14 protein-coding genes are annotated in these 14,899 nt (G+C 51.6%); 6 read left to right on the top strand and 8 right to left on the bottom strand.

Features of this window, described 5'->3' with window-relative positions:
• Positions 1 to 29 precede the first annotated feature (29 nt).
• Entirely contained in the window at positions 30 to 428 is a 399-nt protein-coding gene (gene mutT, locus FEK46_RS11765) for an 8-oxo-dGTP diphosphatase MutT (protein WP_130204930.1), read from the top strand.
• A gap of 437 nt (positions 429 to 865) precedes the next feature.
• On the opposite strand, the gene yacG is transcribed toward mutT, so the two are convergent.
• Genes yacG through coaE form a run of 3 tightly spaced genes read right to left on the bottom strand, consistent with a single transcriptional unit; the run spans position 866 to position 2,436 of the window.
• Positions 866 to 1,063, bottom strand: coding sequence for a DNA gyrase inhibitor YacG (gene yacG / locus FEK46_RS11760; protein WP_000005046.1), 198 nt, complete (start codon positions 1,061 to 1,063; stop codon positions 866 to 868).
• Positions 1,064 to 1,072: 9 nt separating this feature from the next.
• A complete protein-coding gene (gene zapD, locus FEK46_RS11755; RefSeq protein ID WP_130217398.1) occupies positions 1,073 to 1,816 on the bottom strand; it encodes a cell division protein ZapD in 744 nt (247 codons plus the stop codon).
• A complete protein-coding gene (coaE, locus tag FEK46_RS11750) occupies positions 1,816 to 2,436 on the bottom strand; it encodes a dephospho-CoA kinase (RefSeq protein WP_130221628.1) in 621 nt (206 codons plus the stop codon). Before coaE ends, zapD begins: the two co-directional genes overlap by 1 nt.
• A gap of 224 nt (positions 2,437 to 2,660) precedes the next feature.
• On the opposite strand from coaE, the gene guaC reads away from it, so the two are divergent.
• A complete protein-coding gene (gene guaC / locus FEK46_RS11745) occupies positions 2,661 to 3,704 on the top strand; it encodes a GMP reductase (RefSeq protein WP_130204936.1) in 1,044 nt (347 codons plus the stop codon).
• 34 nt (positions 3,705 to 3,738) lie between these two features.
• On the opposite strand, the gene hofC is transcribed toward guaC, so the two are convergent.
• The 4 genes from hofC to nadC all read right to left on the bottom strand — a co-directional run bounded on the left by hofC (position 3,739) and on the right by nadC (position 7,862).
• Positions 3,739 to 4,941 carry a protein transport protein HofC gene (gene hofC / locus FEK46_RS11740; RefSeq protein WP_135560079.1) on the bottom strand — a complete coding sequence of 401 codons (1,203 nt, stop codon included), beginning with the start codon at positions 4,939 to 4,941 and terminating at the stop codon, positions 3,739 to 3,741.
• The gene (gspE, locus tag FEK46_RS11735) at positions 4,931 to 6,316 is read right to left on the bottom strand and encodes a type II secretion system protein GspE (protein WP_135493461.1); all 1,386 of its coding nucleotides are present in this window, start codon (positions 6,314 to 6,316) and stop codon (positions 4,931 to 4,933) included. The genes hofC and gspE overlap by 11 nt, the downstream gene beginning before the upstream one ends.
• A 9-nt stretch (positions 6,317 to 6,325) precedes the next feature.
• Positions 6,326 to 6,766, bottom strand: a complete 441-nt coding sequence (gene ppdD, locus FEK46_RS11730) for a prepilin peptidase-dependent pilin (protein WP_135560078.1) — start codon at positions 6,764 to 6,766, stop codon at positions 6,326 to 6,328.
• A gap of 202 nt (positions 6,767 to 6,968) precedes the next feature.
• Positions 6,969 to 7,862 carry a carboxylating nicotinate-nucleotide diphosphorylase gene (gene nadC / locus FEK46_RS11725; RefSeq protein WP_130204942.1) on the bottom strand — a complete coding sequence of 298 codons (894 nt, stop codon included), beginning with the start codon at positions 7,860 to 7,862 and terminating at the stop codon, positions 6,969 to 6,971.
• 87 nt (positions 7,863 to 7,949) lie between these two features.
• Here nadC and ampD point away from each other — a divergent pair, with 87 nt between their 5' ends.
• Together ampD and ampE are read left to right on the top strand one after the other, a co-directional pair.
• Positions 7,950 to 8,501: a 1,6-anhydro-N-acetylmuramyl-L-alanine amidase AmpD gene (gene ampD / locus FEK46_RS11720; protein WP_135560077.1), complete on the top strand. Its 552-nt coding sequence runs from the start codon at positions 7,950 to 7,952 to the stop codon at positions 8,499 to 8,501.
• Positions 8,498 to 9,352, top strand: coding sequence for a beta-lactamase regulator AmpE (ampE, locus tag FEK46_RS11715; protein ID WP_000171986.1), 855 nt, complete (start codon positions 8,498 to 8,500; stop codon positions 9,350 to 9,352). The genes ampD and ampE overlap by 4 nt, the downstream gene beginning before the upstream one ends.
• Before the next feature lie 42 nt (positions 9,353 to 9,394).
• Here ampE and aroP read toward each other — a convergent pair whose 3' ends face one another.
• A complete protein-coding gene (aroP, locus tag FEK46_RS11710; protein ID WP_165383261.1) occupies positions 9,395 to 10,768 on the bottom strand; it encodes an aromatic amino acid transporter AroP in 1,374 nt (457 codons plus the stop codon).
• 540 nt (positions 10,769 to 11,308) lie between these two features.
• On the opposite strand from aroP, the gene pdhR reads away from it, so the two are divergent.
• Positions 11,309 to 12,073 (top strand): pyruvate dehydrogenase complex transcriptional repressor PdhR, encoded by a 765-nt coding sequence (gene pdhR / locus FEK46_RS11705; RefSeq protein ID WP_062892733.1) that lies wholly within the window; start codon positions 11,309 to 11,311, stop codon positions 12,071 to 12,073.
• 160 nt (positions 12,074 to 12,233) lie between these two features.
• Positions 12,234 to 14,897: a pyruvate dehydrogenase (acetyl-transferring), homodimeric type gene (aceE, locus tag FEK46_RS11700; protein WP_130204947.1), complete on the top strand. Its 2,664-nt coding sequence runs from the start codon at positions 12,234 to 12,236 to the stop codon at positions 14,895 to 14,897.
• Positions 14,898 to 14,899: the final 2 nt, after the last annotated feature.

Here is a 14,899-nt window from a genome sequence, read left to right as displayed (position 1 = left end):
TTCTGCGCCTTTTTTATAGGCTTAAGACAATGAAAAAACTGCAAATCGCGGTAGGTATTATTCGCAACGAAAACAACGAAATCTTTATAACCCGTCGCGCCGCAGATGCGCACATGGCAAATAAGCTGGAGTTTCCGGGCGGTAAAATAGAAACGGGAGAAACGGCAGAACAAGCGATGGTACGGGAGCTTCAGGAAGAAGTCGGGGTTACCCCGCAACGTTTTTCGCTGTTTGAAAAGCTGGAATATCAGTTCTCTGACAGGCATATCACACTGTGGTTCTGGTTGGTCGAAAGCTGGGAAGGAGAACCGTGGGGGAAAGAGGGACAGCCCGGTGAGTGGATGGCGCTGGCCAGCCTCGATGCAGAAGATTTTCCGCCAGCCAATGAACCGGTAATTGCGAAGCTTAAGTGTCTGGAGGTCGGATAAGGCGTTTACGCCGCATCCGACATTTACACAAGATGCCTGATGCGACGCTGGCGCGTCTTATCAGGCCTACATGGTTTATTAACTCGTTGATAAATCAGATTTTGTAGGTCGGATAAGGCGTTTGCGCCGCATCCGACATTTACACACGATGCCTGATGCGACGCTGGCGCGTCTTATCAGGCCTACGTGGTTTATTAACTCGTTGATAAATCAGATTTTGTAGGTCGGATAAGGCGTTTGCGCCGCATCCGACATTTACACACGATGCCTGATGCGACGCTGGCGCGTCTTATCAGGCCTATGAGGTTTATTAACTCGTTGATAAATCAGGTTTTGTAGGTCGGATAAGGCGTTTGCGCCGCATCCGACATTTGCACAAGATGCCTGATGCGACGCTGGCGCGTCTTATCAGGCCTACGTGCGGCATCGGACAAATGTCACTGCTTTGGCTCTTCGCTCCAGTCATCGCTCTCAGAAAGATCGCCACTGCTGGGGATTCGTTTTTCTTCAGCAGCCCATTCTCCGAGGTCGATCAACTGGCAGCGTTTGGAACAAAATGGCCGAAATGGGCTGACTTCACCCCACACCACCGTTTTCCCGCAGGTGGGGCAATTCACCGTAATAGTTTCTGACATTTTTACTCCTTAGCAACAAGCCAGTTCGAAATCCAGACGTTCCGGTACTTGTCCATTTTCACTGTCCAGCGGCATAAAGCGAATGGCAAAACGGCTCTTATGACCGGATATTTGCGGGTAAAGCTGTGAATCGAGTGCCAGATTCAGGCGTAACAAATCGGCGTCTTCGCCGTTATCCTGATAAAAACCGTTCAGACTGGTCAGTTTGCGGAACGGTGCCGACTGACGAATCAAATCCAACACCATTGTAAGTGCCTGTGTCAGCGGGCTCAGGCTGGCAATCCAGGTTTCTACCTGACTGTCGCGCTGCGACTGGGGTAAATGCAACCAGATATGCAACGTAGGTAAATCAAAGCTGCAACAACCGCCGGGAATGCTCAGACGCTGGCGCACCAGGGCAATCATCCTGTCTTCACGCAGAAATTGCCCGATACGCGGCGCGGAAATCAGCACGCTACCTGCGGCCTTCAACTGCTGAATTAATGCTTCAATACGGGTCTGGTCCACGCCAGGCACACCAATCCAGGTCTGGAGTTTACGCTGTTGACGTTCTAGCTCTTTCAGTAGTTCGGTACGAACTTCTCCACGCTCGAACACATCCAGCAATTCACTAACATTACGGAAGAAATGCAGAGCACCAGCGTAGTCAGCAATAGGCAAATTTACGGTGAGTTGTTGAATTAAAAACTCAATGCGCAGCCATGTACGCATTTTTTCATTTAGTGGATGTTCAAAAAGGACCTGGGTCTGCATTAAGTTTTTTCCTGTGAGACAAACTGCGACGCGAGCTGCAAATAGTGTGCGTGCAGGCGGGCAACATCTGATGCAATAGCATCCGGTGTGCCGTTATTATCAATGACGTCATCTGCCACCGCAAGACGGGCTTCGCGCGTAGCCTGGGCAGCAAGAATTTGTTCGACATGCTCGCGAGTAACATCATCGCGCTGCATGGTGCGCTTAAGCTGCGTTTCTGGGCTGACATCCACCACCAGCACTCGATTCGCTTTTTTATACAGTGAGTTTTCTACCAGCAATGGCACAACCCATAACACATAAGGTGAAGTTGCTTGCTGGATCTGGCGTTGCGTCTCCTGCTGAATCAGAGGATGCAGCAGGGCATTAAGCCAGTTTTTCTCTTCCGGATAGGCAAAGATCCGCTCGCGCAAGGCGCGACGTTGCAATGTTCCATCAGCAGCAATCATATCCGCGCCAAAGTGTTCAGCAATGGCACGCAGTGCAGGTGTACCCGGTTCAACCACCTGACGCGCAATAATATCGGCATCAATGACATTAATTCCGAGGTCAGCAAATGCATTTGCAACGGTACTCTTGCCACTGCCAATGCCGCCTGTTAAGGCAACTGTATACCTCATAATATATATTCCTGGGAATTCATCATGATTATCAAAATGTTAATAAAGAGCGCGCGAAAGCGAAATTGATGAAACGTTCGCCCACTATTTACCAGGTAAATTTATGGGATTGTAGCGTAAAAAAAGACAATTTCGCAGTCTTGCGCCATATCGATTAGTGCGTATGATAGCGTCACTGGAGTTGCGCTCTTACCCTTATAGCCATTAACCCCAGGAATCTGCACATGCGTATCGAAGAAGATCTGAAGTTAGGTTTTAAAGACGTCCTCATCCGCCCTAAACGCTCTACTCTTAAAAGCCGTTCCGATGTTGAACTGGAACGTCAATTCACCTTCAAACATTCAGGTCAAAGCTGGTCCGGTGTGCCGATTATCGCCGCAAATATGGACACCGTAGGCACTTTTAGTATGGCTACGGCACTGGCTTCTTTCGATATTTTGACCGCTGTACATAAACATTACTCTGTTGAAGAGTGGCAAGCGTTTATCAACAATTCTTCTGCTGATGTGCTGAAACATGTGATGGTTTCTACCGGCACGTCGGATGCCGATTTCGAAAAAACTAAACAAATTCTTGACCTGAACCCGGCATTAAACTTCGTTTGTATTGATGTTGCAAATGGATATTCCGAGCACTTCGTGCAGTTTGTGGCGAAGGCGCGTGAAGCGTGGCCGACCAAAACTATTTGTGCAGGCAATGTGGTAACTGGCGAAATGTGTGAGGAGCTTATCCTCTCCGGTGCCGATATCGTTAAAGTTGGCATTGGTCCTGGCTCTGTTTGTACAACTCGCGTGAAAACGGGCGTCGGTTATCCGCAGCTTTCTGCGGTGATCGAATGCGCCGATGCCGCGCACGGTCTGGGCGGGATGATCGTCAGCGATGGCGGCTGTACCACACCGGGCGATGTGGCTAAAGCTTTTGGTGGCGGTGCCGATTTCGTAATGCTTGGCGGAATGCTGGCTGGTCACGAAGAGAGCGGCGGCCGTATTGTTGAAGAGAACGGTGAGAAATTTATGCTGTTCTACGGTATGAGCTCCGAGTCTGCGATGAAACGTCACGTTGGCGGCGTTGCGGAATATCGCGCTGCAGAAGGTAAAACCGTTAAGCTTCCTCTGCGCGGTCCGGTTGAAAATACCGCGCGTGATATTTTAGGCGGTCTGCGTTCAGCCTGCACTTACGTTGGGGCTTCACGCCTGAAAGAGCTGACCAAACGCACCACGTTTATCCGCGTACTGGAACAAGAAAACCGCATCTTCAATAATCTGTAATCACCTAATGCTGGCGTGGAGCAACACGCCAGCATTATCCCACTCCACTCATCGCATCGCCCAGATGGAAAATTGGCAGATACATTGCCACCACCAACGTACCGATAATTCCTCCAGTAATGACCAGCAACGCCGGTTCCAGTAAGGCGGCAAGGTTATCTGCCAGCGCCAGCGTGTTATCCCGATGATGATGGGCAAGATTCCCCAGCATGAGATCCAGCGACCCGGATGTCTCTCCTGTCCTCACTAACTGCAAACAGAGCGGGCTAAACTCCCCCGCATTTTTTAGCGCCAGCCAGATGGGGTGACCGTTACTGATATCATGCTGAATTTGTGTCAGAAGTTGCGCCCAGTACGGGCAGCGCATCGTCTCCCTGACGCTCTCCACTCCCTGCAAAAAAGTAATCCCTGCACTTTGTGTCAGCGCCAGAATCGTAAAGATCTGCGTGAGTTTTTGTCCCCGCATCAGGGCTCCCATTATTGGGATGCGTAATAACCATTTCTGCCGCGCAATAAGCCAGGTAGGGCGACGCATCAGCAGTTTGTTGGCTATCGCCAGCAGAAAGCCGAGCACTATCAGCAGCCAGCCCCATTTGCCACTAAAGTCTGCCAGCGTCATGATCCCCTGCGTTAGTGCCGGTAGTGGGGTGTTAAAGGTTTTATAGATAGCGGCAAACTCCGGCAGAACAAAATGCAGCATTGCCACAACCACCATGATTGCCATCGCTAAAATGATGATGGGATAACGCAACGCTGATTTCACTTTGTCGGCCAACTGGCGCTGGGCTTTTTGTTGACGCGCCAGTTCAAAACAGCATTCATCCAGCTTACCGGTCACTTCCCCCGTGCGGATCATCGCCTGATAGAGCGGCGGAAATACCTCTGACCAGGGTAATAAGGCACTGGAAAAGGCAATGCCCTGTTCGAGATCGTGCGCCAGCGATTGCAACAATGCCTGCCATTGCTTACTTGGATGCTGTTCAGCCAGCAGTGCCAGCCCTTCAGAAAGCGTTAACCCGGCTTTAAGTAGCGTCGCCAGTTGATGAATGACTTCCGCGCTTTTATCTCCTCGCCAATGCGCAGAATTGATGGCGATTCGCTTCAGGCTTAGTGGGGTAACCCTTTGCTGCTGTAGAGCCAAAAGCAGCAAAGCACGGCTCTCTGACCATTGCATCCCATCTTGCGCATTGCCGTCGCCGGTTATGCCATGCCATCGCCAGAGTTGCTTATTCGCCATGTGGCATCCCCAGCACGCGGATTAACTCTTCAAAGGTGGTTAAGCCTTGTTCAACGGCCAGGCAGCCGTTTTCAAAAAGTGTGCGCATACCTGTCCGCCTGGCGTGCGTTTCCAGCGATTCAACTTCAATATTAGAGGAAATAAGCTGGCGTATGGCTGGTGTAATGGGCAGGACTTCAAACAAGGCGGTACGACCATAAAAACCGTGGTAGCAATGTTCACAACCCGGTGCCTGCCAGCGGGACAGCGGAGATGACCATACATTGTCCGGAAGGCGGATCGGTTCCCCTTGCTGCTGGCGGCAATGCGGACAAAGTTTACGTACCAGGCGCTGGGCTATTACCAGAGTGAGGGCCGACGAGAGCATCCAGCGAGCAACGCCCATTTGCTGTAAACGCACCAGCGTTTCACAGGTGGAGTTGGTGTGTAGCGTGGACAATACCAGATGACCCGTTTGCGCGGCTTTAATGGCAATTTCTGCCGTTTCGCCATCGCGGATCTCTCCGATCATGATGACGTCAGGATCCTGGCGCAATAACGCACGCAAAACGCCCTGAAAGGTGAGTCCGGCACGCGGATGTATTTGTGTCTGGTTTAGCCCGGCGATGGGGATCTCAACCGGATCTTCCACGCTGCAAATATTAATATCGGCGGTATTCAGCGTTTGCAGTGCGCTATACAGCGTGACTGTTTTGCCGCTGCCGGTAGGGCCAGTTACCAGCACCAGTCCCTGTGGTTGCTGCAAGGCGTGGGTAAAGTCCGTCAGTTGTGACGGTTGCATCCCTAGCGTGTTGACATCAAGCGCCTGGTCCACCTGCTGTAACAACCGTAATACCACCTTTTCACCGCCGCGACATGGCAAGGTAGCAATACGAAATGAGACGGCGTTCCCGGCCAGTTCGACAGTGAATTGCCCGTCCTGCGGCAGGCGATGTTCCGCAATATCCAGGCTTCCCAGCACTTTTAACCTGGCGGTTAAAGCGACTCCGGCATCCAGTGAAACATCAGGTAAAGGATGCAGCACGCCGTCGATACGCAAGCGGATACGATAGCTATTGTCCGCTGGTTCGATATGAATATCTGACGCGCGTTGTTCCAGTGCAGATTGCAACGTATGAGCCAGCAATTCTGCTTTAGGCTGATGTTTCTCCTGAACGGCTACGGGCAATGTCTGTTGTGTGCGACTGGCGTGACCTTCCATCTGTTGGCGCGTCCAGCAGGTGAGCTCAATACGTTTGGTGGTAGCGAAATGCAATGCGTCCAGCAACTCATGTGAGGGGGCATCGACCACCGCAATATGAACCACTTCTTCGCTGGCATCCAGTAAGACCCCCTGGTAACGCAAACACAGGGCGGTGAGCTGTGAAATATTCATCGCCGCTCCTTAGTTGGCGTCATCAAAGCGGAAGACATCTTCGCAGGTTTGCTGCAATGCGCTGTCACTTTGAATATTGCAGTTGCGCGTCCAGCCGGTGACACCATTAGCGTTATCCCAACCGGGTGTCATAACGATGCTTAGCCCATTGAGACTCTCTTGCCCGGTCAGCGACACCACGCCCTTTGCCACACTCATGGCTGAAACATAGCGGGTGGTGGTAGGCGAGGGGATGCCATTGCTGCCGCCGTCGCAGGTGTCCAGTCCGCCATGTTCCAGCGCGCACAATTCTACGGCGGTACGGTAAGGCACAAAGGTTTGTAGCATGTTGGTAAGTGCGGCTTTGCGCAGGTAGTTTTGATAAGCGGGAATACCAATGGCGCTTAAAATGGCAATGATGCCAATAACCACCATCAGTTCGATAAGTGTAAAACCGCGTTGCTTGTCCATCTGTTTCGCTCCTTGATTTGGTTGGCGCTACTTTGGCAAACGCCATCAGCACAGGCGAGGGGCAAAAAACGAAACGGGAAGGCGGCTTCCGAGGTTTTTTATTACGTTGCAGCGAAAGACAAGAAATTTGCGAGGCGTTACGAAGAAAGTTGGGGAAGGGGAGATTATCCGCCCGCGATGGAGCGGATAAATCTGTCAGCAATTAGCGAAAACGCATTGAAAGATCGAGTGCCTGTACGTGTTTAGTTAGCGCACCGACGGAGATAAAGTCCACGCCCGTTTCAGCAAACTCGCGTAGCGTTTTGTCGGTGACGTTGCCAGACACTTCCAGCAGCGCCTTGCCGTTGGTGCGTTTAACGGCTTTGCGCATCTGTTCTGTGTCGAAGTTATCCAGCATGATGATATCGGCACCTGCTTTCAGTGCTTCATCAAGTTCTTCCAGATTCTCGACTTCAACTTCTACTGGCGCATCCGGGTGCAGCCAAGACGCTTTTTCGACCGCCTGGCGCACTGAGCCGGAGGCAATAATATGGTTTTCTTTGATCAGGAAGGCGTCAGAAAGCCCCAGACGATGGTTAGCCCCGCCGCCGCAAAGTACCGCGTATTTCAGGGCAGAACGCAGGCCGGGTAAGGTTTTTCGCGTATCCAGCAACTGCGTATCGGTGCCTTCCAGTAACTCAACATAGTGGCGAACCTTACTTGCTACGCCAGAAAGAGTTTGTACAAAATTAAGCGCAGTACGTTCGCCGGTTAACAGCACGCGAGATGGGCCTTCGAGTTCGAAAAGGAGTTGATTGGCGTTAATGACATCACCGTCATCCACATGCCAGGTAATGGTGACATCGTCGCCTGCCAGTTGAATAAACACTTCTTCAACCCAGCGTTTACCACAAAATACGCCTTCTTCGCGGGTGATCACCGTGGCATGAGAGCGTGAATTTTCCGGTAAAAGTTTTGCCGTAATGTCGTTGTTGGCATCGACTGTTCCGCCTAAATCTTCTCGCAGCGCCTGGGCCACCGCGCCGGGGATATCGAGATTAATGCGTTCCAGCAGCTCGTCACGTCGGGTGTCAGGGTTATAGCGGCGAGGCGGCATGTTAAAACTCCAGATAGCTAACGAATCATAAGGTAGAAACATGCTACTCTGAACCGGGTATTAGCACCACATATAAGGAGATCCTGCATGTTGTTAGAACAGGGGTGGCTGGTCGGCGCGCGCCGCGTTCCCTCACCATATTACGATTGTCGCCCGGATGACGAAACTCCCACCTTGCTGGTGGTGCACAATATTAGCCTGCCGCCAGGCGAGTTTGGCGGTCCGTGGATTGATGCATTATTCACCGGAACTATTGATCCGCAGGCTCATCCCTTCTTTGCAGAGATTGCCCATTTACGCGTCTCCGCTCACTGTTTGATTCGCCGTGATGGTGAAATTGTCCAGTATGTTCCTTTCGATAAACGCGCCTGGCATGCGGGTGTTTCCGTGTATCAGGGGCGCGAACGCTGTAATGATTTCTCTATTGGGATTGAGCTGGAAGGCACTGATACGCTGGCTTATACCGATGCGCAGTATCAGCAACTGGCGGCGGTCACGCGGGCATTGATTCATCGCTATCCAGCCATTGCCAATAATATGACGGGCCATTGTGATATTGCGCCGGAGCGTAAAACCGATCCCGGCCCTGCCTTTGATTGGGCACGGTTTCGCGCCCTGGTCAGCAAGGAGACAACATGACGCTGTTTACAACCTTACTGGTGTTAATTTTCGAGCGCCTGTTTAAGTTGGGCGAGCACTGGCAGCTTGATCACCGCCTCGAGGCGTTTTTCCGTCGGGTGAAACATTTTTCGCTGGGGCGCACATTAGGGATGACCATTATCGCGATGGGGGCGACCTTTTTACTGTTGCGCGCGTTGCATGGGCTATTGTTCAACGTCCCGACGCTGGTGGTGTGGCTGTTGATTGGTTTGTTGTGTATTGGCGCAGGAAAAGTTCGTCTCCATTATCATGCTTATCTGACCGCAGCTTCTCGTAACGACAGCCATGCCCGTTCCACGATGGCTGGCGAGTTAACCATGATTCATGGCGTCCCCGCAGGCTGCGATGAGCGTGAGTTTTTGCGTGAACTGCAAAATGCCCTGTTGTGGATTAACTTTCGTTTTTACCTTGCGCCACTGTTCTGGCTAATTGTAGGCGGTATCTGGGGACCCGTTACCCTGATGGGCTATGCATTCTTGCGTGCATGGCAATACTGGCTGGCGCGCTACCAGACGCCGCATCATCGCTTACAGTCGGGGGTTGATGCCGTGCTTCATGTAGTGGATTGGGTGCCAGTTCGCCTTGCGGGCGTAGTTTATGCCTTGATTGGTCACGGTGAGAAAGCGTTACCAGCCTGGTTTGCGTCACTGACCGATTTCCACACATCGCAATACCAGGTACTAACGCGTCTGGCACAGTTCTCTCTGGCGCGTGAACCGCATGTCGATAAGGTTGAGACACCGAAAGCAGCGGTTTCAATGGCGAAGAAAACCTCGTTCGTGGTTGTGGTGGTGATTGCGCTACTGACGATTTACGGGACATTGGTGTAAATATTGCTGCCCTCACCCAGAACGGGTGAGGGCGTAGAGAGATTAATGTGCTTTTACGGCTTTTGCGGTTTTCTCTTTGAACAGATAACCGATACCTAACACAACCAGCCATACCGGGATCAGGTAAACCGAAATCGCCATCCCCGGCGTCATCAGCATTATCACCAGTACCGCCGCCATAAACAGCAGGCAGATCCAGTTACCCAGCGGATAGAGCAGGGCAGGGAAACGAGTTACCACACCTTGTTCTTGCTTAGCGCGACGGAACTTCATATGTGCCAGGCTAATCATCGCCCAGTTAATAACCAGTGCAGAAACCACCAGCGCCATTAACAGTCCGAAAGCGGACTCTGGGGCAAGGTAGTTAATCAGTACGCACAATGCCGTAACCAGCGCAGATACCAGAATGGTATTTACTGGTACGCCGCGTTTATCGACGGAAGCGAGCATTTTCGGTGCGTTACCCTGTTGTGCCAGACCGAACAGCATACGGCTGTTGCAATATACGCAGCTGTTGTACACGGAGAGCGCAGCCGTCAGTACCACGATGTTCAGCGCATTTGCCACAAAGGTATCGCCTAACTCGTGGAAGATCAGCACAAACGGGCTGGTGTCAGCGGTAACGCGTGTCCACGGCATCAGTGAGAGCAGAACGGCTAACGAACCAATGTAGAAAATCAGGATGCGGTAGATAACCTGATTAGTTGCTTTCGGGATGCTTTGCTCCGGGTTATCAGCTTCTGCAGCGGTGATCCCCACCAGTTCCAGACCACCGAACGAGAACATGATAATCGCCATCATCATCACCAGCCCGGTGAAGCCGTGCGGCAGGAAGCCACCTTGAGCCCACAGGTTGCTAACGGTCGCCTGCGGGCCGCCGTTGCCGCTGAACAGCAGCCAGCCGCCGAAGATGATCATCGCCACCACCGCGATAACTTTGATAATGGCAAACCAGAACTCCATCTCGCCAAACACTTTTACGTTGGTCAGGTTGATGGCGTTGATCACCACAAAGAATACGGCGGCAGAAGCCCAGGTGGGGATTTCCGGATACCAGAACTGAATGTATTTGCCGACAGCTGTAAGTTCTGCCATGGCAACTAAAACGTACAGTACCCAATAGTTCCAGCCAGAAGCGAATCCGGCAAAGCTGCCCCAGTATTTATAAGCAAAGTGGCTGAAGGAGCCTGCGACAGGTTCTTCGACCACCATTTCACCTAGCTGACGCATGATCAGAAAGGCGATAAAACCTGCAATGGCATAACCCAGGATAATCCCTGGCCCTGCGGACTGTATTACGGAGGCGCTTCCCAGGAATAGCCCGGTTCCTATTGCGCCACCCAGCGCGATAAGCTGAATATGGCGGTTTTTAAGGCCGCGCTTTAGCTGCTCGCCGTGCTGTTGACCTTCCATCATGAAACCTCGTGCGGTGATTGTTTTTTTGATCTACGCAATGATGCGTGTGTAAGTTTGCAATTCCGTTTGTTGTATTAATTTGTTTACATTAATGGCGTTTGAATTGTTACAAAAAGACTTCCGTCAGATCAAGAATAATGGTATGCGGCAGCGAATGCACCAGCTTTATGCATGGTTGAAGATGAGTTGCTTAAAAAGGAACCGTTTGTAAAGATCAGCCTCAAATCCGCTCAATATATAAAATGAATATAAATTCATTTTAATTGAATTAAAAATCGAAAAATTGGTAAGTGAATCGGTTCAATTCGGATTTTTATAGTTTAATAATCGTTAAAAAATCACTTTCCTACGTAAAGTCTACATTTGTGCATAGTTACAACTTTGAAACGTTATATATGTCAAATTGTTAAAATGTGCGCAGTTTCATGATTTCAATCAAAACCTGTATGGACATAAGGTGAATACTTTGTTACTTTAGCGTCACAGACATGAAATTGGTAAGACCAATTGACTTCGGCAAGTGGCTTAAGACAGGAACTCATGGCCTACAGCAAAATCCGCCAACCAAAACTCTCCGATGTGATTGAGCAGCAACTGGAGTTTTTGATCCTCGAAGGCACTCTCCGCCCGGGTGAAAAACTCCCACCGGAACGCGAACTGGCAAAACAGTTCGATGTATCCCGTCCCTCATTGCGTGAGGCGATTCAACGTCTCGAAGCGAAGGGCTTGTTGCTTCGTCGCCAGGGTGGCGGCACGTTTGTTCAGAGCAGCCTCTGGCAAAGCTTCAGCGATCCGCTGGTGGAGCTGCTCTCCGACCATCCTGAATCACAGTATGACTTGCTCGAAACACGACACGCCCTGGAAGGTATCGCCGCTTATTACGCCGCGCTGCGTAGTACCGATGAAGACAAGGAACGCATCCGTGAACTCCACCACGCCATAGAACTGGCGCAGCAGTCTGGCGATCTGGACGCGGAATCAAACGCCGTACTCCAGTATCAGATTGCCGTCACCGAAGCGGCCCACAATGTGGTTTTGCTTCATCTGCTAAGGTGTATGGAGCCGATGTTGGCCCAGAATGTCCGTCAGAACTTCGAATTGCTCTATGCGCGTCGCGAGATGCTGCCGCTGGTGAGTAGTCACCGCACCCGCATATTCGAAGCGATTATGGCCGGTAAGCCGGAAGAAGCGCGCGAAGCATCGCATCGCCATCTGGCCTTTATCGAAGAAATTTTGCTCGACAGAAGCCGTGAAGAGAGTCGCCGTGAGCGTTCTCTGCGTCGTTTGGAGCAACGAAAGAATTAGTGATTTTTCTGGTAAAAATTATCCAGAAGATGTTGTAAATCAAGCGCATATAAAAGCGCGGCAACTAAACGTAGAACCTGTCTTATTGGGCTTTCCGGCGAGAGTTCAATGGGACAGGTTCCAGAAAACTCAACGTTATTAGATAGATAAGGAATAACCCATGTCAGAACGTTTCCCAAATGACGTGGATCCGATCGAAACTCGCGACTGGCTCCAGGCGATCGAATCGGTCATCCGTGAAGAAGGTGTTGAGCGTGCTCAGTATCTGATCGACCAACTGCTTGCTGAAGCCCGCAAAGGCGGAGTCAACGTAGCCGCAGGCACCGGTATCAGCAACTACATCAACACCATCCCCGTTGAAGAACAACCGGAGTATCCGGGTAATCTGGAACTGGAACGCCGTATTCGTTCAGCTATCCGCTGGAACGCCATCATGACGGTTCTGCGTGCGTCGAAAAAAGACCTCGAACTGGGCGGCCACATGGCGTCCTTCCAGTCTTCCGCAACCATTTATGATGTGTGCTTTAACCACTTCTTCCGTGCACGTAACGAGCAGGATGGCGGCGACCTGGTTTACTTCCAGGGCCACATCTCCCCGGGCGTTTACGCACGTGCTTTCCTGGAAGGTCGTCTGACTCAAGAGCAGCTGGATAACTTCCGTCAGGAAGTTCACGGCAATGGCCTCTCTTCCTATCCGCACCCGAAACTGATGCCGGAATTCTGGCAGTTCCCGACCGTATCTATGGGTCTGGGTCCGATTGGTGCTATTTACCAGGCTAAATTCCTGAAATATCTGGAACACCGTGGCCTGAAAGATACCTCTAAACAGACCGTTTACGCGTTCCTCGGCGACGGTGAAATGGACGAACCGGAATCCAAAGGTGCGATCACCATCGCTACCCGTGAAAAACTGGATAACCTGGTCTTCGTTATCAACTGTAACCTGCAGCGTCTTGACGGCCCGGTCACCGGTAACGGCAAAATCATCAACGAACTGGAAGGCATCTTCGAAGGTGCTGGCTGGAACGTGATCAAAGTGATGTGGGGTAGCCGTTGGGATGAACTGCTGCGTAAAGATACCAGCGGTAAACTGATCCAGCTGATGAACGAAACCGTTGACGGCGACTACCAGACCTTCAAATCGAAAGATGGCGCGTACGTTCGTGAACACTTCTTCGGTAAATATCCTGAAACCGCAGCCCTGGTTGCAGACTGGACTGACGAGCAGATCTGGGCGCTGAACCGTGGTGGTCACGATCCGAAGAAAATCTACGCTGCATTCAAGAAAGCGCAGGAAACCAAAGGCAAAGCGACAGTAATCCTTGCTCATACCATTAAAGGTTACGGCATGGGCGACGCGGCTGAAGGTAAAAACATCGCGCACCAGGTTAAGAAAATGAACATGGACGGCGTGCGTCACATCCGCGACCGTTTCAATGTGCCGGTGTCTGATGCAGATATCGAAAAACTGCCGTACATCACCTTCCCGGAAGGTTCTGAAGAGCATACCTATCTGCACGCACAGCGTCAGAAACTGCACGGTTATCTGCCAAGCCGCCAGCCGAACTTCACCGAGAAGCTGGAGCTGCCGAGCCTGCAAGACTTCGGTGCGCTGCTGGAAGAGCAGAGCAAAGAGATCTCTACCACTATCGCTTTCGTTCGCGCCCTGAACGTGATGCTGAAGAACAAGTCGATCAAAGACAGGCTTGTGCCGATCATCGCCGACGAAGCGCGTACTTTCGGTATGGAAGGTCTGTTCCGTCAGATTGGTATTTACAGCCCGAACGGCCAGCAGTACACCCCGCAGGACCGCGAGCAGGTTGCTTACTATAAAGAAGACGAGAAAGGTCAGATTCTGCAGGAAGGGATCAACGAGCTGGGCGCAGGTTGTTCCTGGCTGGCAGCGGCGACCTCTTACAGCACCAACAATCTGCCGATGATTCCGTTCTACATCTATTACTCGATGTTCGGCTTCCAGCGTATCGGCGATTTGTGCTGGGCGGCTGGCGACCAGCAAGCGCGTGGCTTCCTGATCGGCGGTACTTCCGGTCGTACCACCCTGAACGGCGAAGGTCTGCAGCACGAAGATGGTCACAGCCACATTCAGTCGCTGACTATCCCGAACTGTATCTCTTACGACCCGGCTTACGCTTACGAAGTTGCTGTCATCATGCATGACGGTCTGGAGCGTATGTACGGTGAAAAACAAGAGAACGTTTACTACTACATCACCACGCTGAACGAAAACTACCATATGCCGGCAATGCCGGAAGGTGCTGAGGAAGGTATCCGTAAAGGTATCTACAAACTCGAAACCATTGAAGGTAGCAAAGGTAAAGTTCAGCTGCTGGGCTCCGGTTCTATCCTGCGTCACGTCCGTGAAGCAGCACAGATCCTGGCGAAAGAGTACGGCGTAGGTTCTGACGTTTATAGCGTGACCTCCTTCACCGAACTGGCGCGTGATGGTCAGGATTGTGAACGCTGGAACATGCTGCACCCGCTGGAAACTCCGCGCGTTCCGTATATCGCTCAGGTGATGAACGACGCTCCGGCAGTGGCATCTACCGACTATATGAAACTGTTCGCTGAGCAGGTCCGTACTTACGTACCGGCTGACGACTACCGCGTACTGGGTACTGATGGCTTCGGTCGTTCCGACAGCCGTGAGAACCTGCGTCACCACTTCGAAGTTGATGCTTCCTATGTGGTTGTAGCGGCGCTGGGCGAACTGGCTAAACGTGGCGAAATCGATAAGAAAGTGGTTGCTGACGCAATCGCCAAATTCAACATCGATGCAGATAAAGTTAACCCGCGTCTGGCGTAAGA

Origin of the sequence: Escherichia sp. E4736, from assembly GCF_005781225.1 — a bacterium.
Taxonomy (GTDB): domain Bacteria; phylum Pseudomonadota; class Gammaproteobacteria; order Enterobacterales; family Enterobacteriaceae; genus Escherichia.
The sequence above is the reverse complement of the archived record's forward strand: the minus strand, read 5'-3'. Positions and strand labels throughout refer to the sequence as shown.

Coding starts and splice junctions, on each gene's coding strand:
- mutT (WP_130204930.1), top strand. CDS start 30: ATGAAAAAACTGCAAATCGCGGTAGGTATTATTCGCAACGAAAACAAC.
- yacG (WP_000005046.1), bottom strand. CDS start 1,063: ATGTCAGAAACTATTACGGTGAATTGCCCCACCTGCGGGAAAACGGTG.
- zapD (WP_130217398.1), bottom strand. CDS start 1,816: ATGCAGACCCAGGTCCTTTTTGAACATCCACTAAATGAAAAAATGCGT.
- coaE (WP_130221628.1), bottom strand. CDS start 2,436: ATGAGGTATACAGTTGCCTTAACAGGCGGCATTGGCAGTGGCAAGAGT.
- guaC (WP_130204936.1), top strand. CDS start 2,661: ATGCGTATCGAAGAAGATCTGAAGTTAGGTTTTAAAGACGTCCTCATC.
- hofC (WP_135560079.1), bottom strand. CDS start 4,941: ATGGCGAATAAGCAACTCTGGCGATGGCATGGCATAACCGGCGACGGC.
- gspE (WP_135493461.1), bottom strand. CDS start 6,316: ATGAATATTTCACAGCTCACCGCCCTGTGTTTGCGTTACCAGGGGGTC.
- ppdD (WP_135560078.1), bottom strand. CDS start 6,766: ATGGACAAGCAACGCGGTTTTACACTTATCGAACTGATGGTGGTTATT.
- nadC (WP_130204942.1), bottom strand. CDS start 7,862: ATGCCGCCTCGCCGCTATAACCCTGACACCCGACGTGACGAGCTGCTG.
- ampD (WP_135560077.1), top strand. CDS start 7,950: ATGTTGTTAGAACAGGGGTGGCTGGTCGGCGCGCGCCGCGTTCCCTCA.
- ampE (WP_000171986.1), top strand. CDS start 8,498: ATGACGCTGTTTACAACCTTACTGGTGTTAATTTTCGAGCGCCTGTTT.
- aroP (WP_165383261.1), bottom strand. CDS start 10,768: ATGATGGAAGGTCAACAGCACGGCGAGCAGCTAAAGCGCGGCCTTAAA.
- pdhR (WP_062892733.1), top strand. CDS start 11,309: ATGGCCTACAGCAAAATCCGCCAACCAAAACTCTCCGATGTGATTGAG.
- aceE (WP_130204947.1), top strand. CDS start 12,234: ATGTCAGAACGTTTCCCAAATGACGTGGATCCGATCGAAACTCGCGAC.